Below are 26,486 nucleotides of genomic sequence, written 5' to 3' on the forward strand. Positions count from 1 at the left end.
AAGACATCTCCCTGATGTGGTGATTAAAAGATGTATTTAATATATACCTTTTAATCGCTGGCAAACAACGCTTCGGGCAAAAAAAACGCTCCCGAAGGAGCGTGTGTATCAACGACCGAACAGGTCGCGTTTTTTAGGCTTAAATGCCTGGGCTATGACGACGGCTATCGCCACCACAAGGTAAGCGGCAAAGATCCCCAACAGCCATTGTGGCATCTCCATCGTTAAAAACGACCACTGGCGTTCGGCGCAATCACCGGATGCCACAAACACCTGCGGCAGCCATTTACCCAACGGCAACCAGTCTGGAAAGCGCGCCATAAAGTCACAGGTCATGAACGGCGAGGGATGCAACTGAATCATCGTATGTTCATACGCCAGTTGTAGACCCCGCCAGGCGCTGTAAATCCAGATAACCATCGCCACGTATCGCAACGGCGTTTTCGGCGCTATAGCGCCGATCAGACCCGCGCCCATCACGCCAAACAGGGCGCAACGTTCGTAAATACATAGCACGCAAGGTTTAAGTAACATGACGTGCTGGAACCACAGCGCCACCATTTCCAGCGCCAGGGCGGTAAACGCCATCAGTAACCATGCGCCCCGACCCCGTGAGCACTGGTTTAAAAATCGCAACATAATAATTTCCCTGCAACATGCGTAGAGACCGCAGTGTAAACCAATTCAATTCGTGCGCCACTAGCGGGAAATGAAATAATGTGTAATTGGATAATTATCAGGCAAAAATCGGAGCCGGGCGGTGTATTGCCCGGCCAAACGTTACGAAAGCGTTGCTAACCATCCTGCCTGAGTCATCCATTCGGTGACCGGCGCAAGAGTGAATTCGACGCACAGTAGCCCTATCAGGGTCAGTACGATAGTGTACGGTAACGCCATCCAGACCATACGGCCATAAGAGAGACGGATTAACGGCGCCAGCGCGGAGGTCAGCAGGAATAAGAATGCCGCCTGACCATTTGGCGTCGCTACCGATGGCAGGTTAGTACCGGTATTGATGGCCACGGCTAACAGCTCAAACTGTTTTAAGCTGATAGCGCCGTTTTCCATTGCCGCCTTCGCTTCGTTGATATAAATGGTGCCGACAAAGACGTTATCCGAGATGGAAGACAACAGGCCGTTAAAGAGATAGAACAGCGTTAGCTGCGCGTGTTCAGAGGCTTGCAAGACAAACTGAATAATCGGCGCGAAAAGATGTTGATCGATAATAACCGCCACAATGGAGAAGAAAACGGTTAACAGCGCAGTAAACGGCAGCGACTCGGTAAACGCTTTGCCGATGGCGTGTTCATCGGTTACACCCGTTAACGCGGTGGCCAGAATAATAACCGACAGACCAATCAGCCCCACCTCCGCGAGATGGAGGGCGAGGGCGGTAACCAGCCAGACGCCAATAATTGCCTGGACTATTAGTTTAAGTTTATCCTGGCGGGTGCGCTTCTTACGGCTTTGATCGTCGAATTGCTGCAAGACGTCGCGGACTTTTTCGGGCAACGTTTCGCCATAGCCAAACCAGCGCATTTTCTCGACCAGCATACAGGTTAACAGTCCACATATCAGTACCGGGACGGTGACAGGCGACATCCGTAAAAAGAAGTCGCCGAAATGCCAGCCAGCCGCTTTAGCGATGATCAGGTTTTGCGGCTCCCCGACCATGGTCATGACGCCGCCCAGCGCCGTCCCCACGCCTGCATGCATCATCAGACTACGCAAGAATCCGCGGAATTGCTCCAGCACCGTTTTGTAATGCGGATCGATATGGCTATCGTCCAGCATATCGTTCTCTTCGCCGCGCGATGAGGCCACACGATGGTAAATCCCGTAAAAACCGACGGCGACGCTGATCACCACCGCAACGACGGTAAGCGCGTCAAGAAAAGCCGACAAGAACGCGGCGGCGACGCAAAAGGCCAGCGACAGAACCATCTTCGAGCGGATACTGAGTAACAGACGGGTAAAAATAAACAGCAATAACTGCTTCATAAAGTAGATGCCTGCCACCATAAACATCAGCAGCAGCAAGACTTCCAGGTTGGCGGCAACCTCTTCACGTACATGGGCGGCGCTGGTCATGCCGATGATGACGGCTTCAATGGCCAGTAACCCGCCGGGCAGCAGGGGGTAACACTTTAACGCCATCGCCAGGGTGAAGATAAACTCTGCCACCAGCAGCCAACCGGCAATAAAGGGATTAGCTAAGAAAATGAATGGGTTAATAATTAAAAAGACAAGTAGTGCCAGTTTGTACCAGTCGGGCGACTGGCCTAAAAAGTTGCGCCACATGGCGCGACCCCATGAGATCTCCATGAAATTTTTCCTTACCTAGAAAAATGAAATAGCGTTTTTATGTTTAAACACAGAGAGTAGCGAGCGCGACGAATGCAAGCAAGTCCTTAACGATATTGGCAGGCGATATCAGAAATGGTGCCTTGATCCCCTTTTTCTTCATTGCGTCCGCTATCAGGTGTTACGCCCGTCTGGTATGATGAGTGCAACTATGTTTTGCTGTGTAATGGAAATCTCACTATGGTCATTAAGGCGCAGAGCCCGGCGGGTTTCGCGGAAGAGTATATTATTGAAAGTATCTGGAATAACCGCTTTCCTCCTGGCACTATCTTACCGGCAGAACGAGAACTCTCCGAACTGATCGGCGTGACGCGCACGACATTACGCGAGGTGTTACAGCGGTTGGCGCGAGATGGCTGGCTGACCATTCAGCATGGCAAACCGACAAAGGTTAATAATTTTTGGGAAACGTCAGGGCTGAATATCCTTGAAACGCTGGCCCGCCTTGATCATGAAAGCGTTCCGCAACTGATCGACAATTTGTTGTCGGTGCGTACCAATATTTCTACTATCTTTATTCGTACCGCGTTGCGTCAACACCCGGATAAGGCGCAGGAAGTGCTGGCCACAGCCCACGAAGTGGCCGACCATGCCGATGCATTCGCCGATCTGGACTATAACATCTTTCGTGGTCTGGCATTCGCCTCCGGCAATCCTATTTACGGCTTGATCCTGAACGGCATGAAAGGGTTATACACCCGCATTGGTCGCCACTATTTCGCCAATCCGGAAGCGCGCAGTCTGGCACTGGGTTTCTATCATAAATTATCGTCGTTATGCGAGCAGGGCGCGCACGACCAGGTGTATGAAACGGTGCGGCGTTACGGGCATGACAGCGGCGAGATTTGGCATCGGATGCAGAAAAATCTGCCCGGCGATTTAGCGATTCAGGGACGATAATCCCGCGATGCCCGGTAAGCGCAAACACTACCGGGCAGCATCTCGATTACAGCATGTTCATGCGCGGCGGACAACGCTCCAGCAGTTCTACGCTGCCATCCTCATTTTGTTGCTCCAGCATCACATCAAAGCCCCATAACCGATGCACATGTTTCAGCACCTCTTTGCGGCCTTTATCCAGCGGCGCGCGGTTATGCGGGATATAACGCAACGTTAGCGATCTGTCGCCACGTAAATCCACATTCCAGACCTGAATATTCGGCTCCAGGTTGCTCAGGTTATACTGTGACGACAGTTTTGATCGAATCTCCCGATAACCTTCTTCGTTATGAATGGCGGAGATCTCCAGATAATTATGCCTGTCATCATCAAGTACCGTGAAGAAACGGAAATCACGCATCACTTTTGGCGACAGGAACTGACTGATAAAGCTTTCATCTTTAAAATCGCGCATGGCGAAGTGCAGCGTTTCCAGCCAGTCGGAACCGGCAATATCCGGAAACCAGTATTTATCTTCATCCGTGGGCGACTGACAAATACGTTTGATATCCTGGAACATGGCAAAGCCGAGCGCATAGGGGTTAATTCCGCTATACCAAGGGCTATTATAGGGCGGCTGGAATACGACATTGGTATGGCTGTGTAAAAACTCCAGCATAAAGCGTTCCGTCACTTTGCCTTCATCATAGAGATGGTTCAGGATGGTGTAGTGCCAGAAGGTCGCCCAGCCCTCGTTCATGACCTGCGTCTGTTTCTGCGGATAAAAATACTGGCTGACTTTACGCACGATGCGCAGAATTTCGCGCTGCCACGGCTCGAGCAACGGGGCGTTTTTCTCCATAAAATAGAGCAGGTTTTCCTGCGGTTCAGCGGGAAAGCGGCGTGCTTCGGCGACAGTTTTTTCTTCCTCGCGTTTTGGCAGCGTGCGCCACAGCATATTCACCTGGCTTTGTAGATACTCTTCCCGGCTTTTTTGTCGCGCTTTCTCTTCCTGCAACGAGATTTTCTGCGGGCGCTTATAACGATCGACGCCGTAATTCATCAGCGCGTGGCAGGAGTCGAGCAGTTTTTCTACTTCATCCACTCCGTAGCGTTCTTCACAGCGGGTAATGTAATTTCGGGCGAAAATCAGGTAATCGACGATAGAGCTGGCATCCGTCCAGCTCCGGAAGAGATAATTATTTTTAAAAAAGGAGTTGTGTCCGTAACAGGCGTGCGCCATGACCAGCGCTTGCATGGTGATGGTGTTCTCTTCCATCAGGTAGGCAATGCAGGGATTAGAGTTGATCACAATTTCATAAGCCAGTCCTTGTTGACCATGCTTATACAGACGTTCCGTCTCAATGAACTTTTTGCCAAACGACCAATGCGGATAGTTGATCGGCATCCCGACGCTGGAGTAGGCGTCCATCATCTGTTCGGAAGTGATGACTTCAATTTGGTGCGGGTAAGTATCCAGTTGGTAGAGTTTCGCCACGCGGTCTATCTCTGCCAGATAGACATCCAGCAGATCAAATGTCCAGTCGGGTCCATCGCTCAAACGTGTGGTGTCCTTGTTCATGGAATCAATCGTTGCCATTCGCGCACCCTCATTGTTGGCGACGCTCTCTGTATGGAGCGCCTCCTTTCAAGCATAGAACACCATGTTAAAAAACGACTTGATCGTGAAAACTTTTCTTTGCGATTTCCTCCACATTGAACGGCAAAAAATCGGGTATTGGCATCATTTTATGTTGTATAGCCATGCCGCGTAGCAGGAGATCCCAAACCAGTGGGATCGCTTGTCTTTAGGGTATATGTGAAGCACGTCACCATAAAAAAGTCATATGTTGAATAATATTTTCATCTGGGTTATCAAGATGTAATCAGAAGATTGTTCTTTTACTATTAACGGAGTGGCTATGCGAGTTGTCATCCTGGGGAGTGGCGTAGTTGGCGTGACCAGCGCCTGGTACTTGAGTCAGGCGGGGCATGATGTCACCGTCATCGATCGCGAATCCGGCCCGGCGCAAGAAACCAGCGCGGCGAATGCCGGACAAATTTCACCGGGATATGCGGCGCCCTGGGCGGCCCCTGGCGTACCGCTGAAGGCGATAAAATGGATGTTCCAGCGCCATGCGCCGCTGGCGGTGCGTCTGGATGGCACCCCGTTTCAACTGAAGTGGATGTGGCAAATGCTGCGTAACTGCGATACCCGGCATTATATGGAAAATAAAGGCCGCATGGTGCGTCTGGCGGAATATAGTCGCGACTGTCTGAAAACGCTACGCGCCGCGACCGGTATCGAATATGAAGGCCGCCAGGGGGGAACGCTGCAACTCTTCCGCACCGCGCAACAGTATGAGAACGCCACCCGTGATATCGCCGTACTGGAAGATGCCGGGGTGCCGTATCAGCTCCTGGAAGCCAGCCGACTGGCGGAAGTTGAACCCGCTCTGGCTGAGGTTGCGCATAAATTAACCGGCGGACTGCGCTTACCGAATGATGAAACCGGGGACTGTCAGCTCTTTACCCAGCGTCTGGCGCGCATGGCGGAGCAGGCGGGCGTAACCTTTCGCTTTAATACTCCCGTGGAAAAATTACTGTACGAAAATGATCAGATTTACGGCGTGAAATGCGCCGATGAGATCATTAAAGCCGATGCGTATGTCATGGCGTTTGGATCGTATTCGACGGCGATGCTTAAAGGCATTGTTGATATCCCGGTGTATCCGCTGAAAGGCTATTCATTAACCATCCCAATCGTCGAGCCAGACGGCGCGCCGGTATCGACGATTCTTGATGAAACCTACAAAATCGCTATTACGCGTTTTGATAAGCGTATTCGCGTGGGGGGAATGGCGGAAATCGTGGGCTTTAATACCGACTTACTGCAACCACGCCGCGAGACGCTGGAGATGGTTGTGCGCGATCTCTTTCCGCGCGGCGGTCATATTGAGCAGGCCACATTCTGGACCGGCCTGCGCCCCATGACGCCGGACGGCACGCCGGTAGTAGGACGCACCCGTTATAAAAATCTGTGGCTTAATACTGGACACGGCACCTTAGGCTGGACGATGGCCTGCGGTTCAGGCCAGTTGTTAAGCGATATCTTGTCGGGTCGTACGCCAGCGATACCCTACGACGATCTGAGCGTGGCGCGATACCGTTCCGATTTTACGCCCACCCGCCCGCAACGTTTGCATAGCGCGCATAACTGATAAAGGAAGTGAAATGACCCGCCCTATACAGGCCAGCCTTGATTTACAGGTAATGAAACAAAATTTGGCTATTGTGCGCCGGGCGGCCCCAGAGGCGCGCGTCTGGTCGGTAGTGAAAGCCAACGCCTACGGCCACGGTATTGAACGCGTCTGGAGCGCGCTGGGCGCCACAGATGGTTTCGCTATGCTCAACCTTGAAGAGGCGATTACCCTGCGTGAGCGCGGGTGGAAAGGGGCGATATTGATGCTGGAGGGGTTTTTCCATGCGCAAGACCTGGAGGCGTATGACACTTATCGGCTGACCACCTGCATCCACAGTAACTGGCAGTTGAAAGCGCTGCAAAATGCGCGGCTTAACGCGCCGCTGGATATCTATGTCAAAGTCAACAGCGGCATGAACCGACTCGGTTTTCAGCCTGAGCGGGCGCAGACCGTCTGGCAGCAATTGCGGACAATGCGCAATGTCGGTGAAATGACCCTGATGTCACATTTTGCTCAGGCCGATCATCCGGAAGGTATCGGGGAGGCGATGAGACGTATTGCGCTGGCGACAGAAGGCCTGCAGTGTGCATACTCGTTATCAAATTCGGCAGCGACGCTGTGGCATCCCCAGGCGCATTATGACTGGGTCAGGCCAGGCATTATTTTGTACGGCGCGTCGCCGTCAGGACAGTGGCGGGATATTGCCGATACCGGGCTAAAACCCGTGATGACGCTGAGTAGCGAAATTATTGGCGTGCAGACGCTGAGCGCGGGTGAAAGGGTAGGCTATGGCGGAGGGTATTCTGTGACTCAGGAACAACGCATTGGCATCGTCGCGGCGGGTTATGCCGATGGCTATCCACGCCATGCGCCGACCGGGACGCCCGTGCTGGTGGACGGTATCCGTACCAGAACAGTAGGCACCGTTTCAATGGATATGCTGGCGGTGGATTTGACGCCGTGTCCGCAGGCGGGAATCGGCACGCCGGTTGAATTATGGGGCAAAGAAATTAAGGTCGATGATGTCGCCTCTGCGGCAGGCACGCTGGGCTATGAGCTACTGTGCGCCGTAGCGCCGCGTGTGCCGTTTGTGACAACGTAACCTAATTCAGGCTAAGGCGTCGACCGGTCCACTTGGGGGCGGGTCGACGTTGTCCGACGACCTTATTCTGCTTCGTCTTCGGCGACGCGTACCCCAATCTTGCGTACCACGTTATCTTCTTTTTCAGCTACCGTCCAAATCATGCCGCCAAACTCCACCTGATCGCCGACGACCGGCGCAGCGCCCAGCAGTTGCTGTATGATTTCACCGAGGGTTTGTTGTTTATCCCGGTATTCCGTTCCTTCTTCCAGCCCGTAGATAAGCGCCACGTCGGCGAATTTCGCATTCGCTTCGAGGATAAAATCGCCAAAGAAACGCTGATCTAACGAAACCGGCGGCGACTGGCTAAACAATTTGCCTAGCGCTGGCAGATCGCGCTCCCGGCCAATCACGCAGAGTACGTCGCCTTCCTGCAGGCGAGTACTGCCCGTGGGGTGAAACAGTTCATTATTGCGAAATAGCGCGGCAATGCGGGTTTCGTTCGGCATATGCAGGTCGCGCAACGCCGCGCCGACGCACCATTTGTCGGCGCTCAACTGATAGATGAATTGCTCCCACGGATTATCAGGATGGATGTCAAGCCCCACGCGCGATACTGGCCAGCCAACCGGAGGCACGACCACTTTGGCTCTTTTCGCCGCCCATGACAGCGATGTTCCCTGCAGGAGCAGTGACACCAGTACCACAAAGAAAGCGACATTAAAGAACAGGCGAGCGTTTTCAAGCCCGGCCATCATCGGGAAAACGGCGAGAATAATCGGCACCGCGCCGCGCAGTCCGACCCAACTGATGAAAATGCGCTCCCGAAGATTAAAGCCGCGAAATGGCAGCAGGCCGGTAAACACCGACAGTGGGCGGGCGAAGAAAATCATCCAGATAGAGAGAATGAGCGCAGGGACGGCAATCGGCCACAGATCGGAAGGCGTCACCAACAGCCCCAGGACCAGGAACATCGCGATCTGCGCCAGCCAGGCCAGTCCGTCAAAGTTTTGCAGGATGCCGTAACGGTTGCGAATCGGGCGGTTTCCTAACAGGAATCCGCACAGATAGACCGCGAGAATACCGCTGCCTTCAAGCGCGGTCGTCAAAGCAAAAATCAGAATACCGCCGCTGAGCGCCAACATCGGATACAGGCCGCTGGGCAGAGAAATGCGGTTGATCATCTGCTGTAGCAGGTAACCGCCGCCGAGACCAAAAACAATACCGAGACCGAACTGCTGGATAATATGGACGGCAAACATCCAGTCCAGACCGGTTTCATGTTTCTGGATCATCTCAATTAATGTAATGGTCAGAAAAACGGCCATCGGGTCGTTACTTCCCGATTCGATCTCCAGCGTGGAGCCTACACGTTCGTTTAGCCCTTTGCCGCCAAGCAGAGAAAAGACCGCTGCGGCGTCAGTGGAACCGACTATCGCGCCAATGAGCAGACCTTCAATAAGATCCAGATGAAACAGCCAGGCGGCCATCATACCTGTTAACCCCGACGTGATCAGTACGCCGAGCGTCGCCAGCGACAGCGCGGGGCCCAGCGCTACCCGGAAAGAGCTGGCCTGGGTGCGCATGCCGCCATCGAGTAAAATAATCGCCAGCGCCAGGTTACTGACCATATAAGCGAAAGGATAATTATCGAAAGGAATACCGCCAATGCCATCCACACCCGCTAACATCCCAATGGCGAGGAAAATGACCAGAATCGGGATGCCCAGTCGCGATGAGAATGAACTTAACAGGATACTGCTGGTTACAAGGATGGAACCTAAAATAAATAGACTAATAATTGTTGCAGCATCCAACGTTTTATATCTCCTGACTCACACGACTTCGTATTATTTAACATTAACATAATAACGGCCAGGGCAGCGTTTTACTTAGCCTGTCGGGGACTTTTTTTACAATTGCAGCGTAGGATGACCAGATAAAGTGAGTTGAGTCCCCTGGCGCGTATTTTTAAGCGTCGCGTTTGCCCCGATAGGGAGCGTCACCGTACGCTGTTCATGCCCGAAGTCGAGACCGGTAATCAGCGGAACGGACAGACGGGAACGTAAAAACGCGTAGACGCTCTCCAGAGAATAGCCAGCGTCATACTCGTTGGGCGCCGCGCCGCTAAAGCTGCCGAGAACGATGGCGCTCTGACGGTTTAAAATTCCGGCGTACTCCAGTTGCAAAAGCATACGCTCCACCCGGAAAGGATGCTCATTGACATCTTCCAGCACTAAAATTCCTTTATCGATAGTCGGCATCCAGGGCGTATCGATAAGGGAAATCAACATCGCCAGATTTCCGCCCCATAAGGTGCCTTGTACGTCGCACTGAGGGCCGTCGCCTTGCCACTCTACGGTAAATTGCGCCTTACGTAGCGCCAGCCAGAAATGTTGCTCGGTGAACGTATTCAGCGTTTCGGCGCCAAAATTTGCCGCCAGCATAGGACCGCTAAAGGTGATGACATTGGCCTGCGCCAGGAGTCCAGCCTGAATCGCCGTAAAATCGCTATGACCGCAAATCAGTAAGGGATCGCGCTGTTGCCGGGAGGCGAGCGCCTGCCAGTCGATACGATCCAGCAAGCGGCTGGCGCCATAGCCGCCGCGAACCGGCATGACGATCGTATCCGGCGAAGTTAGCGAGGCCAGCGAATTAACATCGGCCAGCCGTTCCGCGTCCGTACCGGCAAAACGCTGATAGCGGCGACGAATCACCTCGTCATTCTCCACCTGATGGCCCGCGTCAGTCAGGCGCTGAACGCCGCGTAACGCGGCCTGTTGGTTAATACAGTAGCCCGAGGGGGCGATTAAATGAAACAGAGACATGGTAATTCCTTGCTGACAATAGAATGCAAATGTATATCATGCCGCATATATTAGGCGATGTCCCTCGTTGTGCGACGTTTCTGGATGCGCACCAGGGAGGCAACCTAAGTACCTGGCCGGGGCGGTATGACCTCTTCGGCAGATAAGTTACGGCTATAAGGATAGATGACGTGAAATTAAGATGGTTTGCTTTTTTGGTAGTAATACTCGCTGGCTGTAGCTCAAAACAGGATTACAGGAATCCGCCGTGGAATGCCGAAGTGCCTGTAAAGCGTGCGATGCAGTGGATGCCCATCAGTGAAAAAGCCGGGGCGGCATGGGGGGTTGATCCGCATTTAATCACCGCGATTATCGCCATTGAATCCGGCGGCAACCCTAACGCGGTCAGTAAGTCCAATGCGATTGGCCTGATGCAGTTAAAGGCGTCGACCTCCGGGCGCGACGTTTACCGTCGCATGGGCTGGCGTGGCGAACCGACCACCAGCGAGCTGAAAAACCCTGAGCGTAACATCTCAATGGGCGCGGCGTATCTGAGCATTCTGGAAAATGGGCCGCTGGCCGGCATCAAAGATCCGCAGGTGATGCAATATGCGCTGGTCGTCTCTTATGCTAACGGCGCAGGCGCGTTATTGCGTACTTTTTCATCCGACAGGAAGAAGGCGATAGAAAAAATTAACGATCTGGATGCGGACGAGTTTTTTGAACATGTTGTTGATAATCATCCCGCGCCGCAGGCGCCGCGCTATATCTGGAAGCTTCAGCAGGCGCTGGACGCCATGTAGTTTAGCGTGAAGATTATTCTCGCACTTTATTCGCTCTTTCTCGGGCGTCGCGCTCAAGCGAAAAAATAATCCGCTGCAACTCCCGCTCCACCGCCGGGCTAACGTTAAGGAAACGAAAGCTCAGGCGGGGAGTGGTGATCGTTTCATTTTTCCCATCAATCACCTTACGCTCGCTGATGGCGATAAGCTGGGCGTCAACGTGAAAAATCCCCCATGGCCCCATGTTCAGTTCAACCTGCGAAAAGCGTGCGCCTTCGATTAGTCCGTCGGGGATGGCGGATTCCAGTAGCGCGCCCATGCCGCCCAGGGAAAGATCAAACAGGCGAAAACGTAACGTACGGGTGTCCGGTAGCGTGGTGACGCCGTAATAAGGCGGATACAGCGGCGCGCCAATGCGAAAATACTCCCGGCGCTGGACAAACCACAGTGACGACGGCAGGGGCGTGATAAAGGCCGGCAGCCGCTGATATTCGCCTGTAACGAGTTGCGGCAACGTGAACTCGACTTTTGCGCCCTGCGTTTCTGCGATAATGGCTACCTGCCCGGCACGTAATACGGCGCTATTTTCATATTCCTGGCTGCCGTAATCTACGATGAGTTTTTCCGGGTCTACCGCCAAAATTTTACTGATGAATTGACCATGCGCCCATGAAATACGCAGTGGAACCTGATTTTTATTTAAATCCCGTAGCACGCCTAATATCGCTAATGGATTTTTTTTCAGGAACTGCTCATTGTAACCACTCACACGAAATAACCCCTGATACGCAGACTATCGTTGGGTTATCGGCATCGGTAGAAAGAACTTAATAGCGATAAATAAATTTTTATGTCCGCGAGATAAATCAGTGTTCAGAAATGCGACGCTCGACTTTGCCTATACTTAAAACGTTTTTACTGGAAAGAGGGTTTGCAAATGGGAATTATCGCCTGGATTATTTTTGGTTTGATTGCCGGCGTTATCGCCAAATTGCTTATGCCGGGGCGCGATGGCGGGGGATTTATCCTGACCTGTATTCTCGGTATCGTCGGGGCGGTCGTTGGCGGATGGCTGGCGACGATGTTTGGTATTGGCGGCAGTATCAGCGGCTTTAATCTGCACAGTTTCCTGGTCGCCGTGGTGGGCGCGATTGTGGTGCTGGTGATTTTCCGCCTTCTGCGACGCGGCTAACCGCTGCAGAACGTGTAAGCGTTGACCCGGTCAGCGCCGGGTCAACCTACTATAAACACGCGTTACTGCGTCGCTGCAGACGGCGTTTTTGTCGGCGTTGCGCTTAACGATGCCGGACGAGTAGACGGTACGCTATCACACGGTTTTTCCTGCGGACAAATCAGATCGAGCATTTTCAGCGTCACGCCGTTGGTCCAGCCAAAGCCGTCCTGAAGGGGATATTCGCCGCCGCCACCGCCGGTTCCGGTACTGCTGACGTCATATTTTTCGACCAGTTTTTTCTCGCGATCGTAGGTGTGCTGCACATTGGTTAAAAAACGCCAGGTGACTTCCATTGCCACGTCATCCTGCCCATAATTTTGTAATCCTTCGGCAGCGACCCATTGTAACGGCGCCCAGCCGTTTGGCGCATCCCACTGCTGTCCGCTTTTAACCGAGGTGGTAGCCAGCCCGCCAGGCTGTAGCAGATGCGCCTGGGCCGCCGCCGCCACTTTCACGGCGCGATCTTTCGCGGCGGCGTTTACATAGAGCGGGAACAGCGCGGCAGCGGTGAGTTGGTCACGGATTTTATTGTTCTGCAGATCGTAGTCGGCATACCAACCCTCTTTGTTATTCCACAGATGCATTTCAATGGCTTTTTGCCGCGCGTTGGCCAGCGCGTCATATTGCGAGGCTTCGGCCCGATCGCCCGCCGCAGCGCTGGCGCGGGCGAGGGTTTTCTCCAGCTGATACAGCAGAGCGTTAAGATCGACAGGGACAATCGTGGTGGTACGGATGGTACTGAGCTGCTGCGGATTATCCATCCAGCGGGAGCTGAAATCCCAGCCGGAGGCGGCGGCAGAGCGGAGGTCTCGATAGATCTCCGTTGCCGGGCGGTTGGGGTTGCTTTTGGCGGTAGCGATATCTTCAACCCAGGATTCAGGGCGGGGCGTATCCCGATCGTCCCAGTAGCGGTTGAGAACGCTACCGTCTTCCAGTTTGACGACGCGTTGGTTTTGTTGCCCTGGCTGCAATGTCTCAACGCCCTCCATCCAGTAGGCGTACTCTTTTTGCAGTTGCGGCAGGTATTCTTTCAGCGCATCGTCACCTTCATGTTGCGCCAGTAACTCAATCATAAACGCAAAGAAAGGCGGCTGCGAACGACTCAGGTAGTAGGTACGGTTGCCGTTAGGAATATGCCCCCAGGCGTCAATTTCGTAACCAAAGTTCGCCACCATATCCGCCACCTTATCCCAGTGCCCGCTTTCCGCCAGCCCCAGCATCGTAAAGTAGCTGTCCCAGTAGTAAATCTCTCTGAATCGCCCACCCGGCACGACATAGGATTCAGGCAACGGCAAGAGCGAGTCCCACTTTTCGACGTTTTTAGTTGAACGGGTCAGCACCGGCCACAGGCCATCAATATGTTCACGCAATGACTGCCCGGCAGGCGGGACATATTTTTCACCCGCTTTCGGCAGGGTGAAGTTAACATCAACAAAATGACGCAAATCGAAGCCGGACTGGTTCCGCTGCATACGATAATCCGCAAGAATCATGAGCGGATCGCTATTAGGTATGGCGTCAGCAAAGGTTTTCTGATCGGGGAAGAGTTTTGCATTCTGGACATCATTAAAGAGCGGGCCAAGCAAAATATCCGGCGGCTGCGGAGTTTCAGTGTCGGAAGACGGGTCTGCGGCAGTCGCCGAAAACGATGCAAACGTCAGCAGCGTCCCTGCCAGCGCCAGTTTTATGGCTTTCTGCAGTAGAACAGAACGGCGAATCTCTGGGGGTATCATCAAGTTATCTCCTTAGCGGTGAGCCAAAGCCAACGGCATTTACCATGACAAAACCTTAGTCTACGATGACCAGATACGCGTGATTGAACCGCTATTTTGCGAACAAACAGACATTTTATTGAGACAGAATTTATCGGCGCGCGCGTGGAAAACGGGGTATACAGACAAAAAATCCACGCCGGGACGTGGATTTTAGCGCAATGATTTGTCGCCTTAACCTGGATAGATACCGCGATCTTTACGGGCCAGCAGAATGCGCTCACAGGCGACAATATAGGCTGCGGTGCGCAGAGAACAGGATTTCTCAGTCGCTTTCTCCCAGACATGGACGATAGCGTCGGTCATGATTTTGTCCATGCGCGCGTTGATCTCTTCTTCGCTCCAGAAGAAGCTGGCCATATCTTGTACCCATTCGAAGTAGCTGACGGTTACGCCGCCTGCGTTACAGACCACGTCAGGCACCACAAGGATACCACGGCTGGCCAGAACATCATCAGCATCCGGATAGGTCGGGCCGTTAGCCCCTTCCAGCACCAGCTTACACGTCAGGGCTTCCGCGCGCTGACGAGTTATCTGGCCTTCAAGCGCCGCCGGGATCAGAATATCCATCTCCAGACGCCAGAACGCATCGCTGGCGATAGTTTCCGCGCCCGGGAAACCGGCTATCTGTTTGTGTTCTGTCTGCCATGCCGTGAGCGCCTTCATGTCAATACCGGTGGCGTTAAACAGCGTTGCGGTATGATCCTGAATCGCCACGACACGGGCGCCAGCGCCTGCAAACAGACGCGCGGCTTCGCTGCCGACGTTACCAAAACCCTGAACCGCAACGCGAGCGCCTTCAACGGCGATATTCGCCCGACGCGCGGCTTCCAGCCCGCTGACGAAAACGCCGCGCCCCGTCGCTTTTTCACGGCCCAGCGAACCGCCAAGATGGATAGGCTTACCGGTGACGACGCCAGTGACCGTCGTGCCATGATTCATGGAATACGTATCCATCATCCAGGCCATCACTTTACCGTTGGTGCCGACATCCGGCGCAGGAATATCTTTCTGCGGCCCGATGATAATGCCGATCTCGCTGGTATAGCGGCGGGTCAAACGCTCCAGTTCACCTTCCGACAGCGAGAACGGATCGACGCGGATGCCGCCTTTGGCGCCGCCGTACGGCAGATTCAGCGCGGCACATTTGATGGTCATCCATGCTGACAGGGCCATCACTTCATTGAGATCAACGTCAGGATGGTAGCGAACACCGCCTTTACCCGGACCTCGGGAGAGGTTGTGCTGCACGCGATATCCTTCGAAATGACGAATAGTGCCATCATCCATTTGTACCGGAATATCGACGATCAGAGCGCGTTTTGGGTGGCGCAGAGTATCCACCCAGGGGGATAACTCGCCCAGATAAGGGGCCACACGCTCGATTTGTTGCAGGTAGGTATTCCAGGCAGATGTGCTGCTATCTGAAGCGTAAGATAACTTATCCATGATAAACCTTAGTGATAAAAGTAATATGTTCTTTAATTGACCGTGGTACATAGTAGATCACACCATGTAGCGATAAATTTAACACTTTTTTAAACAATTAACTCAGATCAAAAATGGCAGGCAGTTGGATTTTCGTTATGATTTTGGATGGGAAGTGGTTAACTATCCTATATAAGAGGTGATATATCGCTAATTATGCAATTAATTGCTTAAATATGCGTAATATGTGCAAGGCGGCTATTTGTCATAATTATGACGCACCTCTAAAAGTAAACATTATGATAACGACATGTATCAATGTTATGTCGTCCTGTCGGCGGGGAAACGTCTTCACCAGGCGCGTAAAAAGATAAAAATAACCGGAGTCAGACGGCGCTGACCCCGGTTTACCTCTTTATTGTTGACGCGACTCAAGCCATACCAACACCAGTGTCGACAGTGAGCACATCAGCAGAATGCCGACAAACCACAGTAAATACCACATCGCTTCCGCTCCCTAATAAAGTTCATGATCGTTGCGGCGGAGGGTTTCCAGGTTGATACGCCCCAACATTTTGTAATAGCTCCACAGCGTATAGAGCAGTACGATCGGCAGAAAAATCAGCACAATCACCAGCATGATTTCGAGCGTCATCTGGCTGGAGGTGCTGTCCCACACCGTCAGGCTGGAGAGAGGACTAACACTCGACGGCATCACAAAAGGAAATAGCGTTATGCCGGCGGTAAAGATGACGCAGGCCTGGGTCAGGGAAGCGAACAGAAATCCACGAATAGTCTGACCGCGAAGGCAGGCATAGAAAGCCAGAATCGGCAGGATCATACCGAGCAACGGGATGATGAGCAGTAGCGGCGAGCGTATAAAGTGGTTCATCCATGCGCCAGGGAGTATCGCCACGCCTTTTAAGAGCGGATTGGAAGGGCCGTTGGCATCTTGCGTGAGTAAGACAAAGCCATCAACGCCGGCCCACAGCCAGTAACCGGCCAGCAGGAAGCAGATCACGATCAGCAGCGCGCTGTGGCGGGTGGCCGACAGAGCCCGTTGACGAATAACGCCCTCCGTTTTCAACTGTAACCAGACGCCTCCTTGCATAATCACCAACGACAGACTCAATAATCCACACAGTAGGGCAAAGGGCGAGAGTAACTGCCAGAAGGTGCCACAATAGTCAACATGAAGCTGCGGCGTGAAGGCAAACGGCACGCCTAAAAACAGGTTGCCGAACGCGATACCGAATACGACTGGGGGAACCAGGCTGCCAATAACCAGACCGGTATCCCACAGCGCGCGCCAGCGGGCATTGGCGATTTTTCCCCGATAATCAAAGGCCAGCGGGCGAAAGAAGAGGGCACACAGCACCAGGATCATCGCCACATAAAAACCGGAAAACGCGGCGGCATAGACCCGTGGCCAGGCGGCGAATAATGCCCCGCCCGCGAGAATCAACCATACCTGGTTTCCTTCCCAGTGGGCGCCGACGCTATTGATCAACACCCGGCGTTCGTCATCGTTGCGCGCTATCAGCGGGAGCAGGCAACCGACACCCATATCAAACCCGTCAGTTACCATAAATGCCACCAGGATAACGCCGATCAGCAGCCACCAAATGAACCGCAACGTTTCATAATCCAACATGATTGTCTCCTTTATCCCTGTTGTTGCGCTTGTTGTTGATGTTGCATGGCGCTTGGCCCAAGACGCGCGTACTTCTGCATCAGATAGACTTCCGCGATTAAAAACAGGGTGTAAAGTCCGAGGATAAGTCCCATTGAGAAGGCCAACTGGCCCGGCGTCAGCGCGGAGTGAGCGTACCAGGTCGGCAGAATGTCCTGAATCGCCCAGGGCTGACGGCCAAACTCCGTCATAAACCAACCGGCTTCAATGGCAATCCACGGTAACGGCAGGCTCCAGAGCGTCATACGCAATACCCAGCGATGCTGGTCGATACGCATTCGTAGCGTCTGTATCAACGCAATCAACATCACCACTAACAGCAGCGAACCGCAGCCGACCATAATACGGAAACTCCAGAACACCGGCGCCACCTGAGGAATAGCGCCACGCTGGGCCGCACGATACTGCTCCGGCGTCACATGGTTCATATCCGGGGCATATTTCGCCAGCAGAATGCCGTACCCCAGATCGCCCTCAACGGCGTGAAACGCATTCAGTACCTGCGGCGAGCGATTGCCTTGCGCTATCTCCTGCATGAGTAGCCAGGCCTCCCGGCCACGCTTCAGGCGCGGCAGAGTGTCGTCCATCAGGTTTTTTAACCCCGGAACCGGCGTATCCAGCGAATGGGTGGCCAGAATACCCAGCAGAGCGGGGATCTTCACGGCAAACGCATTACGCTCCTGTTCCTGCTGCGGCCAGGCAATCAGATGAAACGGCGCGGGCGCGGGTTCGGTTTGCCATTCGCCTTCCATCGCCGCCAGTTTCACCGGCTGAATTTGGGCGACCTCGTAGGCCGAACTGTCCCCCAGTTGCAGGGTTCCCAGAATGGCCAGGGTGCCGAATACTGAGCCGATAGCAAACGAGCGCAAGGCCACTTCACGCTCGCGGCCACGTAGCAGATACCAGGCGCTGATGGACATAATAAACATGGCGCCGGTGACATAACCGGACATGACGGTATGGACGAATTTCACCTGGCTCACCGGGTTAAAGACCAGATCGCTGAAGCTGCTCATTTCCATCCGTAACGTATCGATGTTGAAATGAGCGCCGGTAGGATGCTGCATCCAGCCATTGGCATTCAGAATCCATAATGCTGAAATATTGGAGCCGAAGGCCACCAGCCAGGTGACCAGCAGGTGTTGGTATTTATTCAGCCGCTGCCAGCCGAAAAAGAACAGGCCGACAAAAGTGGATTCGAGAAAGAAGGCCAGTAACGCTTCCATCGCCAGCGGCGCGCCGAAAATATCGCCCACATAGTTGGAATAGAGCGACCAGTTAGTCCCGAACTGAAACTCCATGGTCAGGCCGGTAGCCACACCGAGAGCAAAATTGATCCCGAAGAGCTTGCCCCAGAAACGCGTCATATCGCGGTAGACGGTTTTCCCCGTCACCACATAGATCGTCTCCATGACGGCCAGCAAAAAAATCAGCCCAAGCGTAAGAGGAACAAATAAAAAGTGATACAGCGCGGTCAGCGCAAACTGCCAGCGCGATAAGTCAATGACATCCCACATGCTAACTCCTGTAGGCAGAAAGAGAGTAAAAAGCTAATCAGTACCGGACACCGGTTACGTTCCTGTTGAGAGCGTTATCGCGTCTCCAGCCATCGGCAGACTTCATCCAGGCGCTGGCGCGAATCGGCCAGATCTTCCGGTGCCGCCAGTACCAGCTCCGGCAAAGGACAAATCTCATAGCTATCGAGCAACGGCCCTTTAAGGGCGTCCAGACAGCGCACATGCCAGAGATGGCGCAATGCTGTGGCGTTGATTTGGCTTTCGCCATACCCGGAGATGCGAATTTGGATGTTCCCGCGTCCGCATAAACGCGCCAGAAAAAGACGATCGGCCTCGCTGAGTGGCAGTTGGGTCAAATTGATGCTGTGAGGTTGCAACGCCGGATCGCGTACGTGCGCCAATAACTCATGGGCCAGCGGCAGTCCATTCATCAGGCCAGCGACAGGCGGAGGCAGCAGAGAGTCGTCAGGCAGCGTATCGGCAGTCGCCGCTTGCCACAATGTCAGGGGCGCGCTACCCGCTTCCAGACGATCCGTCAGCAGGCGTCGGTTATGCAGATGGCGTACCCGCCACAGGCCGCAGAAGATGGTCTCCTGGATCTCGCTTTCACTCCCGTCCGGATGCTGAATGCGTACCGAGACTTCGCCTTCTCCCAATAACGTATTGAGGAATGAGAGATCATCGGCATTCAGGGGAGATAACTCCCATCCCAGCACGTCGCCGACTTCCGGAATGCACCGGGCAAGCTGACCTCGCAGATCGGTCAACAATGCCATCACCGCCGGGCTGTGAGCGCAGCGCTCCAGCGCCGCCATACTTGGGTCGCCATTGACCTGACAGGTGAGCGGTAAGGGATTCATCGAGAAACTGGCGTCATCAGGCTGCGTACCTGGCCCCAGCAGATGAAAAAAGGCGTTGCTCATTGTGCTGTCTCCTGCGCTGCGGGAGTGTCAACCATCGAACGCATCAGCGTGAGCAGTTCAGCCCAGGGATGAATGCCGCTGAGCGCGCCGCGTAACTCGCCGTCTGTAAAAACCAACGTCGCCGGAAACCGACGAACATTAAAGCGATCGCCGATAGCTTCGCTTTGTTCAAGGTCGGCCACCGCCACCTGCCAGTCAAACTGCGGGAACTCACGCAGGAGTTCGGCAATCATCACCGGGTTATCGCTGACTTCCGGCGTACGCCGCGGATCGCTACTTAACAGGATGACGCCATCTCCAACCAGTTTGATCCAGTCGTCTACCGTGGAAGCCTCTACCGGTTGCCATCCCCGGGTTAACAGGCGTTGCCATAGCGCAGAGAACGGGGTGTCATTCGCCACTTCTTTTGCCCTCCAGACGTGTCTGATACTGACGTATGCGCACTCCCTCATAATTTTCCATCGACAGGCATTTATAGTTCAGGCAGCGTGCGACCTCGTTTGCCTGCGGTACGATCCCCCAGGCGGCCAGTTGCGCCAGGGCGGCCTGTTCCGCCGCCGGTAGCTGGCCGCGAGCTATTTCGCTCAGGCTACCACCGTAGTCGTCCAGTAGCGCCGGTTGCAGGCCGACCAGCGCAATGTGACAGGGCAGATGCCCGCGGATGTCGGCCAGCGCCAGAACTTCGGAAAAACTGTTTTGATGCAGGCTCATTTTTTTGGCGCTGAGATACGCGGGGATTTTCTCGCCGGCATAGGTTCGCAGGCTGCCCGGCGCCAGGCCGTAATCGATCGCGTCAAGGAGCAGGAGATGGCTGGCTTGCTCAACATAACCTAACAGGTTTAGCCCTTGCGTACCGCCGTCCACAATTTCTACCTCTTCAGGCCAGTGATATCGGGCATACAAACGCTCCGCGACCCGGATACCGAATCCTTCATCGGCCCACAGCAGGTTTCCTAACCCCATCACCACTACGCGTTGCGCATTCATGAGGGCTCCTTGTCGTGTGGTTTGGGGAATTTGTGGCTGCGATAGCCATTGATCATGGTGGAGATCACCGTATCGTCGGACATAATGTCTTCCCGGATAGCGAGGTAAACGTGCCCGACGATGAAGGCGGCGATCAGCCACATGCCCAGTCGGTGCCAACTGTGAATATCGATGGAGTTGCCGCCGGTCCAGTAGAAAAATTCAACTACATAGCGGAACGGCGCAAAGATGGCGTACTGGCTATGCTCGCCAAACAGAGCGAAACCGGTGAGGATCATAAATACCGATAACAGGAAATAGCCGAACATCGCGGCCTGCGCGACAGGGTTATGTCCGATGTCGCTCCCCGGTTTTTTCTCCAGAAACAGATACCAGCGGACCACGGAGAAAGCGCCTTGCCACCAACTGCGACGCCAGACCGGGACGATAAACAGCTCTCGCGAATAGCGGTTGCCGACACAGGCCCAATAAATTCGCCCCAGCAGTAACACGGTAAAGATCATCGCGGCGGCAAAGTGGATCAGCCGGATATAGCCCATGTAAAACAGATAGGTCGCCTCGCCACTCACCGACGGCAGCGGTCGGCCAATGAAGTAGCCTGTTACCATCAGTACCAACATGCAGGCCACCGTTAGCCAGTGCCACAGGCGTACCGGCGCTTCAAACACATAGTGGCTGACGGCAGTATCACGCGCCTCCCCGACGCGTGGAGATAGCTTTCCAGTCATCGTTCTTTTCCTTAACGCTTAGCGTACCTGGACGGCAATCAGTTCGCTGCCGTCGTCGCCGAGCACGTGGGTTGAACAGGCGAGGCAGGGGTCGAAGCTGTGCAGCGTCCTCAGGATTTCTAACGGTTGGTCGGGAATCGCCATTTGCGTTCCCATCAATGCCGCTTCATAGGCGCCGATCTGTTTTTTAGGATCGCGTGGGCTGGCGTTCCAGGTGGTGGGGACCACGCACTGATAGAGTTCAATCTTCTGATCGCGTATTGACGCCCAGTGTCCCAACGCTCCGCGAGGCGCTTCGGTAAAACCGATGCCGCGGCAGTGCTGCGGCCAACTGGCCGGTTCCCATTTCTCGGTATTGGCGGTGGCCAGGTCGCCGTTTTTCAGGTTGGTCATAAGCCTGTCGAAAAAATACTGCAGCTTACCGACGGCCCATTGCGCTTCGTGCGCGCGGCATAAAATACGACCAAGCGTAGACTGGATACCGGAGAGCGGCAGTTTAAGGGCGGACATCATGCGATCTACCGACTCTATGGTGGCGGCATCCCCTTTGTGGTACGCGATAAGCGTTCGGGCAAGCGGGCCGACTTCCATGGCATGACCCCGCCAGCGCGGCGCTTTAATCCAGGAGTAACGTTCCTGCTCGTTGAGCTGCTGGATATGCGTATCGCTGCCTTTGACATCACCCGGGTTGTACCAGGGATCGGTAATGCCGTCAAAAGGATGACGACCCAGCCGATCGTCCGGATAGCGGTACCAGGCGTGATCCACAAACTCCTGTATCTGCTGCGGATCGGCCAAATCTACCGGCATGACATTTTTAAAATCGCCATTGACCACCGCGCCGCCCGGCATTAACAGGCTTTGCTGGCTGAAGTCGTTGGCAATGTCCGGAAATGCGCCGTAACTCAGCACGCATTTATCCGACAGACCGGTGCCAATTTGACTCCATGCTTTATTGAACTGGCCGATAGCCAGCGCGTCCGGAACCATCACGTTGTTAATGAAGTCGGCGGTGCGGGTGATGATCGACTGCACCAGGTTGAGGCGCTCCATATTGATAGCCCCGACCGCGCCGCTTTGATCGAGATTGATCGCGCACGGCATCCCGCCGACGATCCAGTTAGGATGGGGGTTCTTACCGCCAAATATGGTATGGATTTTGACGATCTCGCGTTGGAAGTCGAGGGCTTCAAGATAGTGGGCAAAACCCATCAGATTAGCCTCTGGCGACAGTTTGTACTGTGGATGTCCCCAATAGCCGTTACGGAATATCCCAAGCTGGCCGCCATCGACAAATTTCTTCAATCGATTTTGTACGTCAAAGAAGTAGCCCGGCGATGACATCGGCCAGGCGGAAAGGCTTTGCGCCAACTGCGAGGTGGCGCGCGGATCGGCTTTCAGCGCATTCAGAACATCAATCCAGTCCATACCGGCTAACTGATAAAAATGGACCAGATGATCGTGACACCACAACGTAGCCAGCATGATGTTACGTATAATATTGGCGTTATCCGGCACCTGGATACCAATCGCATCTTCGATAGCGTACACCGATGCCAGAGCATGTACCCCGGTACAGACACCACAAATACGTTCAACAAACGCCCAGGCGTCACGCGGGTCACGGCCTTGCAGAATGATCTCCAGCCCGCGGAACATCGTGCCGCAGGAAACGGCATTGGTAATGACGTTTTGCTCATCAATGTTCACTTCGCAGCGCATATGCCCTTCGATGCGGGTAATCGGGTCCACGATCAGACGACGGCCGGCGTCGTTAACGGTATAACCCTGGGTTTGATACTGGTTACTCATGCCTGTTTATCCTCATTGTCCGGCTGTTGTTCGGCTTGCGCTAACTGTTGTTTGTGGCGTTTACGTTGGTTGAGCGCGCTGGCGACAGCGTGACCGCCAACGCCCGCCGCGACCACGCCCAGCGCGGTCAGCCCCACCGTATCGGCGGTTGAATGGGTACCCATCTGGGGAATATCCACCACGCGGCTATAAAACGAGCCGCGATCCCAGAAACCATTTTCTGAACATCCCAGACATCCGTGACCGGACTGGATAGGAAAGGAGACGCCGTCATTCCAGCGTGTGGAGGAGCAGGCGTTATAGGTGGTTGGTCCTTTACAGCCCATCTTGTACAGGCAGTATCCCTTGCGGGCGGCGTCATCATCCCAGCTCTCGACAAATTCACCGGCGTCAAAATGGGCGCGGCGGTAGCATTTATCGTGGATACGCTGACCGTAGAACATTAGTGGACGGCCCATGCGATCGAGCTCCGGCAGACGATCAAACGTCACCATATAGGTGATAATGGCGCTCATGACATCCGGGATTGGCGGACATCCAGGGACCTTCACGATCGGCTTGTCGGTGATCACTTTATCGATAGGCGTTGCCTGGGTCGGATTGGGGCGGGCGGCCTGGACGCAACCCCAGGAAGCGCAGTTTCCCCAGGCAATAATAGCGCTGGCGCCCGCGGCGGCTTTCTTCAGTTTTTCAATAAACGGGCGACCGCCGCTGATACAGAACATCCCTTGTTCTCCTAACGGTGGATTGCCTTCCACCGCCAGAATGTATTTCCCAGCGTAGCGAGTGGTAATATCGTCAAAGACTTCTTCGGCCTGTGCGCCGGCGGCGGCCATCAGGGTGTCGTCATAATCGAGGGAAATCAGCGAGAGGATCACATCTTTGGCTAGCGGGTGCGAGGAACGGATAAAGGATTCGGTACAGCAGGTGCATTCCAGTCCATGAATCCAGACCACCGGAATCCGCGGTTTATTCTCCAGCGCCCAGGCGATCTTTGGCGTCATTCCGGCGCCCAGTCCCAGCGATGTGGCGGCAAGGCTACAGAATTTGAGAAAGCTGCGTCGGGTCACTCCCTTACGACGCATGGCTTGATAAAAGGTCTCCTCGTTATTCATAACGCGTATTTTTTCTCCTTTTTGCACCACGCTCCGCCAGGGGCATAAGGCGCTTTTGCGGGTCCGTTGACGTTCCGCCAGCAAGGCAAATCATTGTGTTACGCGCGAGCGCGGAAACGAGCCCGATTCACTTTGCACCGGCGTATATCGCCAGAAATAATGTGAAAAAAGCGTATCGGATTAACGATAAGAAACAATGTGAAGTGTGTGGGTATAGCTTATAGCGGTATATTTATACCCATTATCGGTTTTTCGGCGAAAGGGCCGTGGCGGGGAAGGACGGTTGAGCTTGTTCCAGGATGAGGTTTCAGTGAGTGACCTCGGGTAGATTTAGCCTGGTCTCGCCATTTCAGGATACGTAAGTTGACGCAAAAGGAGGGAGGATTTGATGTCATCGTTAAAAGAAGCATACTTCGTGAAGATTTTTATATAAAATAGTGATGCTGGTTTTAAAGGAATGCAAAAAAGAGACCGTTTGAAAGAGGGCGTCCCATGAAAAATAACATCAGATTTGACTTGTCCGATTATTTGATTCATTTTTTTCGGGACGTTGATTTAGAGACCGGTAGCCATATTTATTTCCCTGAACACTGTGGTTTTAATAATCAGCACCACGCATGTTTCATTGATGCTAAATATTTACTTCGATTATCTTTACGCAGTCATAAAATTTTCTCGTCCTGGTCATACCGAAATGGGCAACGAACCGTATATGGTGACTCCCCGGTGGTATGCTTTACAGATATGCCGATTGCAGCTTATTTAGAAACTGGTGTTCGCCGATTAGAACGAAAAGAAAAAATCGGTTTATATGCAATCGTTTTACCTAAAGAGCAAATGTTTAATTATGGGGCAAGGCCAGTCATATATGGGTTGGATGAGCATAACAATGCTAGATGCTCGCAAGGCAGAAACGGGGAACGTATTCTTGATGAAACTGCTCTTCCTTTGATTGAACAATATAGATATGTTACTTATGTTCCAGGTAAGATTGACTGGACGCATGAACGCGAATGGCGATGGCCATATCGTGGCGATATTAAAAAATTCCTTAATCATATTAAAGAGTATGGTATTCCGGAAAACATTGAAAGCACCCCAGGGTTTGATTTTAAATCAAGCGAAATAAGTGGTGCGGGAATAATCGTCCCATTTGTAGAAGATATTCCTACCGTAGCTCACGATATTTTAACTTTAATTGACCGGGGTATCATTGGAAGAAATACTTTCAAATTCATTATAGCTGTAGAGAGTTTACAATCATGGACCCAGCTCTCGGAACCGGGCGCGTTACTGTCCTGTATTAATGATAATACATTTGAATTTGAATCTTTTTTTGATTTATCTGCATCTAAAGTAAAAAATTATGCTGATTCTATCAATGATTATGTAAATGAATTATATTCAAAAAAAGATTTTTTAAATGATAGTTATGCAATGGAATTTGGAAATGCCTGGGTCTGGATTCATGATAACCAATCCCAGGTGGTACGGGCGTTACTGCAGGCTGGAATGATCAAGGTTAATAAAGAAGGGCGGTACTTATTAGATGTTAATTTGGCTTCTGTTGATTGGCCATTAAGAAGAAAAGAAGCTTTCGCAAGTCATATTGCGGGATGGCTCAAACATCGTTTTGATATCGAAGCGGGAAGGTATTCCGTTCAGGGAAAAGATCATTATGATGCGATCCCAAGTTATGAGACGCCGCTAAAGGATCAGCATCCTTTTTATAATCATACAGTGAATGTCGACTGGTAATTAAGAAAAGAACTTACCCTGTTAGCTCTGCGTTAATTTAACGCATTGATTTTACAGATGAATGAAAGACATTAGAGGCTATTATAAAATAGACTGTAATTAAAATTGCACATCTGTCTGTTTTTGATATGTGTATTCCAACAACAGAGTCAGGCAGCTTGTGGATGAATTAAAATTCTGCGGCTCGCTACGAAAGTTGCTACAGCCCTTAAAAACTATAGGCGCTGTCGAATCGCTATGGACAGCCTTTGAGAAACGCAAAGTATTTCTGACGGAGGCTAGATTATTTATCCGGCGATCAAGGATGCGTCGAAAAATGGAGTATGTTGCTCTGGAGTGCTGGCGAAGAACCATTTTATTATCGGAGTTTGGTGACCGTCTGAACGCTCACCTTCAAGAAAGC

General features: G+C 53.0%; 23 protein-coding genes. 6 read left to right on the forward strand and 17 right to left on the reverse strand.

Features of this window, described 5'->3' with window-relative positions:
- Positions 1 to 108: 108 nt before the first annotated feature.
- Positions 109 to 639, reverse strand: coding sequence for a disulfide bond formation protein DsbB (gene dsbB, locus LDB27_RS09605; RefSeq protein WP_000943471.1), 531 nt, complete (start codon positions 637 to 639; stop codon positions 109 to 111).
- 141 nt (positions 640 to 780) lie between these two features.
- Positions 781 to 2,325 (reverse strand): Na(+)/H(+) antiporter NhaB, encoded by a 1,545-nt coding sequence (gene nhaB, locus LDB27_RS09610; protein ID WP_000406427.1) that lies wholly within the window; start codon positions 2,323 to 2,325, stop codon positions 781 to 783.
- Positions 2,326 to 2,544: 219 nt separating this feature from the next.
- Here nhaB and fadR point away from each other — a divergent pair, with 219 nt between their 5' ends.
- Positions 2,545 to 3,264: a fatty acid metabolism transcriptional regulator FadR gene (fadR, locus tag LDB27_RS09615; RefSeq protein ID WP_000234826.1), complete on the forward strand. Its 720-nt coding sequence runs from the start codon at positions 2,545 to 2,547 to the stop codon at positions 3,262 to 3,264.
- Positions 3,265 to 3,310: 46 nt separating this feature from the next.
- Here the strand turns inward: fadR and LDB27_RS09620 are convergent, their stop codons facing one another.
- The gene (locus LDB27_RS09620) at positions 3,311 to 4,843 is read right to left on the reverse strand and encodes a SpoVR family protein (protein ID WP_000190831.1); all 1,533 of its coding nucleotides are present in this window, start codon (positions 4,841 to 4,843) and stop codon (positions 3,311 to 3,313) included.
- A gap of 322 nt (positions 4,844 to 5,165) precedes the next feature.
- Between LDB27_RS09620 and LDB27_RS09625 the strand changes: the two genes are divergently transcribed.
- Positions 5,166 to 6,464 (forward strand): D-amino acid dehydrogenase, encoded by a 1,299-nt coding sequence (locus LDB27_RS09625; RefSeq protein WP_001266935.1) that lies wholly within the window; start codon positions 5,166 to 5,168, stop codon positions 6,462 to 6,464.
- A gap of 13 nt (positions 6,465 to 6,477) precedes the next feature.
- Positions 6,478 to 7,548 carry a catabolic alanine racemase DadX gene (gene dadX, locus LDB27_RS09630; protein WP_000197893.1) on the forward strand — a complete coding sequence of 357 codons (1,071 nt, stop codon included), beginning with the start codon at positions 6,478 to 6,480 and terminating at the stop codon, positions 7,546 to 7,548.
- A 62-nt stretch (positions 7,549 to 7,610) separates the two neighbouring features.
- Here dadX and LDB27_RS09635 read toward each other — a convergent pair whose 3' ends face one another.
- Positions 7,611 to 9,344, reverse strand: a complete 1,734-nt coding sequence (locus LDB27_RS09635; protein ID WP_000338376.1) for a potassium/proton antiporter — start codon at positions 9,342 to 9,344, stop codon at positions 7,611 to 7,613.
- Between the two features lie 96 nt (positions 9,345 to 9,440).
- Positions 9,441 to 10,355, reverse strand: a complete 915-nt coding sequence (gene ldcA / locus LDB27_RS09640; protein WP_000051611.1) for a muramoyltetrapeptide carboxypeptidase — start codon at positions 10,353 to 10,355, stop codon at positions 9,441 to 9,443.
- A gap of 170 nt (positions 10,356 to 10,525) precedes the next feature.
- Here ldcA and emtA point away from each other — a divergent pair, with 170 nt between their 5' ends.
- Positions 10,526 to 11,137 carry a membrane-bound lytic murein transglycosylase EmtA gene (gene emtA / locus LDB27_RS09645; RefSeq protein ID WP_000776974.1) on the forward strand — a complete coding sequence of 204 codons (612 nt, stop codon included), beginning with the start codon at positions 10,526 to 10,528 and terminating at the stop codon, positions 11,135 to 11,137.
- Between the two features lie 13 nt (positions 11,138 to 11,150).
- Here the strand turns inward: emtA and ycgR are convergent, their stop codons facing one another.
- Positions 11,151 to 11,885: a flagellar brake protein YcgR gene (gene ycgR / locus LDB27_RS09650; RefSeq protein WP_000017413.1), complete on the reverse strand. Its 735-nt coding sequence runs from the start codon at positions 11,883 to 11,885 to the stop codon at positions 11,151 to 11,153.
- Positions 11,886 to 12,053: 168 nt separating this feature from the next.
- On the opposite strand from ycgR, the gene LDB27_RS09655 reads away from it, so the two are divergent.
- A complete protein-coding gene (locus LDB27_RS09655; protein ID WP_000511320.1) occupies positions 12,054 to 12,308 on the forward strand; it encodes a GlsB/YeaQ/YmgE family stress response membrane protein in 255 nt (84 codons plus the stop codon).
- A 62-nt stretch (positions 12,309 to 12,370) separates the two neighbouring features.
- On the opposite strand, the gene LDB27_RS09660 is transcribed toward LDB27_RS09655, so the two are convergent.
- The 11 genes from LDB27_RS09660 to hyaA all read right to left on the reverse strand — a co-directional run bounded on the left by LDB27_RS09660 (position 12,371) and on the right by hyaA (position 24,325).
- Positions 12,371 to 14,083 (reverse strand): alpha,alpha-trehalase, encoded by a 1,713-nt coding sequence (locus LDB27_RS09660; RefSeq protein WP_000612816.1) that lies wholly within the window; start codon positions 14,081 to 14,083, stop codon positions 12,371 to 12,373.
- A gap of 213 nt (positions 14,084 to 14,296) precedes the next feature.
- Positions 14,297 to 15,571: a Glu/Leu/Phe/Val family dehydrogenase gene (locus tag LDB27_RS09665; RefSeq protein ID WP_001519734.1), complete on the reverse strand. Its 1,275-nt coding sequence runs from the start codon at positions 15,569 to 15,571 to the stop codon at positions 14,297 to 14,299.
- A 394-nt stretch (positions 15,572 to 15,965) separates the two neighbouring features.
- The gene (cbdX, locus tag LDB27_RS09670; RefSeq protein WP_000270306.1) at positions 15,966 to 16,055 is read right to left on the reverse strand and encodes a cytochrome bd-II oxidase subunit CbdX; all 90 of its coding nucleotides are present in this window, start codon (positions 16,053 to 16,055) and stop codon (positions 15,966 to 15,968) included.
- 12 nt (positions 16,056 to 16,067) lie between these two features.
- Positions 16,068 to 17,204, reverse strand: a complete 1,137-nt coding sequence (gene appB / locus LDB27_RS09675; RefSeq protein ID WP_000888107.1) for a cytochrome d ubiquinol oxidase subunit II — start codon at positions 17,202 to 17,204, stop codon at positions 16,068 to 16,070.
- An 11-nt stretch (positions 17,205 to 17,215) separates the two neighbouring features.
- Positions 17,216 to 18,760: a cytochrome bd-II oxidase subunit 1 gene (gene appC / locus LDB27_RS09680; RefSeq protein WP_000263601.1), complete on the reverse strand. Its 1,545-nt coding sequence runs from the start codon at positions 18,758 to 18,760 to the stop codon at positions 17,216 to 17,218.
- Between the two features lie 74 nt (positions 18,761 to 18,834).
- Entirely contained in the window at positions 18,835 to 19,683 is an 849-nt protein-coding gene (locus tag LDB27_RS09685) for a hydrogenase expression/formation protein (RefSeq protein ID WP_225519943.1), read from the reverse strand.
- Positions 19,680 to 20,084 carry a hydrogenase-1 operon protein HyaE gene (hyaE, locus tag LDB27_RS09690; protein ID WP_001262570.1) on the reverse strand — a complete coding sequence of 135 codons (405 nt, stop codon included), beginning with the start codon at positions 20,082 to 20,084 and terminating at the stop codon, positions 19,680 to 19,682. The genes LDB27_RS09685 and hyaE overlap by 4 nt, the downstream gene beginning before the upstream one ends.
- Positions 20,074 to 20,670, reverse strand: a complete 597-nt coding sequence (gene hyaD / locus LDB27_RS09695; protein ID WP_000993801.1) for a hydrogenase 1 maturation protease — start codon at positions 20,668 to 20,670, stop codon at positions 20,074 to 20,076. Before hyaD ends, hyaE begins: the two co-directional genes overlap by 11 nt.
- Complete coding sequence (hyaC, locus tag LDB27_RS09700; RefSeq protein ID WP_000147031.1) at positions 20,667 to 21,398, reverse strand: Ni/Fe-hydrogenase b-type cytochrome subunit; 732 nt, start codon at positions 21,396 to 21,398, stop codon at positions 20,667 to 20,669. The genes hyaD and hyaC overlap by 4 nt, the downstream gene beginning before the upstream one ends.
- An 18-nt stretch (positions 21,399 to 21,416) precedes the next feature.
- A complete protein-coding gene (gene hyaB, locus LDB27_RS09705) occupies positions 21,417 to 23,210 on the reverse strand; it encodes a Ni/Fe-hydrogenase large subunit (RefSeq protein WP_000070982.1) in 1,794 nt (597 codons plus the stop codon).
- Entirely contained in the window at positions 23,207 to 24,325 is a 1,119-nt protein-coding gene (hyaA, locus tag LDB27_RS09710; protein WP_001058312.1) for a hydrogenase 1 small subunit, read from the reverse strand. Before hyaA ends, hyaB begins: the two co-directional genes overlap by 4 nt.
- 492 nt (positions 24,326 to 24,817) lie before the next feature.
- Between hyaA and LDB27_RS09715 the strand changes: the two genes are divergently transcribed.
- Positions 24,818 to 26,083: a DUF4427 domain-containing protein gene (locus LDB27_RS09715; protein ID WP_000794372.1), complete on the forward strand. Its 1,266-nt coding sequence runs from the start codon at positions 24,818 to 24,820 to the stop codon at positions 26,081 to 26,083.
- Positions 26,084 to 26,486: the final 403 nt, after the last annotated feature.

The organism is Salmonella sp. JXY0409-18, assembly GCF_020268625.1.
GTDB lineage: Bacteria > Pseudomonadota > Gammaproteobacteria > Enterobacterales > Enterobacteriaceae > Salmonella > Salmonella enterica.

Bases quoted from the DNA above. Each gene is read 5' to 3' on its own strand.
- LDB27_RS09620 (WP_000190831.1), bottom strand. From the start codon at position 4,843: ATGGCAACGATTGATTCCATGAACAAGGACACCACACGTTTGAGCGAT.
- LDB27_RS09660 (WP_000612816.1), bottom strand. From the start codon at position 14,083: ATGATACCCCCAGAGATTCGCCGTTCTGTTCTACTGCAGAAAGCCATA.
- hyaB (WP_000070982.1), bottom strand. From the start codon at position 23,210: ATGAGTAACCAGTATCAAACCCAGGGTTATACCGTTAACGACGCCGGC.
- LDB27_RS09685 (WP_225519943.1), bottom strand. From the start codon at position 19,683: ATGAGCAACGCCTTTTTTCATCTGCTGGGGCCAGGTACGCAGCCTGAT.
- cbdX (WP_000270306.1), bottom strand. From the start codon at position 16,055: ATGTGGTATTTACTGTGGTTTGTCGGCATTCTGCTGATGTGCTCACTG.
- hyaA (WP_001058312.1), bottom strand. From the start codon at position 24,325: ATGAATAACGAGGAGACCTTTTATCAAGCCATGCGTCGTAAGGGAGTG.
- appB (WP_000888107.1), bottom strand. From the start codon at position 17,204: ATGTTGGATTATGAAACGTTGCGGTTCATTTGGTGGCTGCTGATCGGC.
- LDB27_RS09665 (WP_001519734.1), bottom strand. From the start codon at position 15,571: ATGGATAAGTTATCTTACGCTTCAGATAGCAGCACATCTGCCTGGAAT.
- dadX (WP_000197893.1), top strand. From the start codon at position 6,478: ATGACCCGCCCTATACAGGCCAGCCTTGATTTACAGGTAATGAAACAA.
- ldcA (WP_000051611.1), bottom strand. From the start codon at position 10,355: ATGTCTCTGTTTCATTTAATCGCCCCCTCGGGCTACTGTATTAACCAA.
- hyaD (WP_000993801.1), bottom strand. From the start codon at position 20,670: ATGAATGCGCAACGCGTAGTGGTGATGGGGTTAGGAAACCTGCTGTGG.
- nhaB (WP_000406427.1), bottom strand. From the start codon at position 2,325: ATGGAGATCTCATGGGGTCGCGCCATGTGGCGCAACTTTTTAGGCCAG.
- LDB27_RS09655 (WP_000511320.1), top strand. From the start codon at position 12,054: ATGGGAATTATCGCCTGGATTATTTTTGGTTTGATTGCCGGCGTTATC.
- appC (WP_000263601.1), bottom strand. From the start codon at position 18,760: ATGTGGGATGTCATTGACTTATCGCGCTGGCAGTTTGCGCTGACCGCG.
- LDB27_RS09715 (WP_000794372.1), top strand. From the start codon at position 24,818: ATGAAAAATAACATCAGATTTGACTTGTCCGATTATTTGATTCATTTT.
- dsbB (WP_000943471.1), bottom strand. From the start codon at position 639: ATGTTGCGATTTTTAAACCAGTGCTCACGGGGTCGGGGCGCATGGTTA.
- fadR (WP_000234826.1), top strand. From the start codon at position 2,545: ATGGTCATTAAGGCGCAGAGCCCGGCGGGTTTCGCGGAAGAGTATATT.
- hyaC (WP_000147031.1), bottom strand. From the start codon at position 21,398: ATGACTGGAAAGCTATCTCCACGCGTCGGGGAGGCGCGTGATACTGCC.
- LDB27_RS09625 (WP_001266935.1), top strand. From the start codon at position 5,166: ATGCGAGTTGTCATCCTGGGGAGTGGCGTAGTTGGCGTGACCAGCGCC.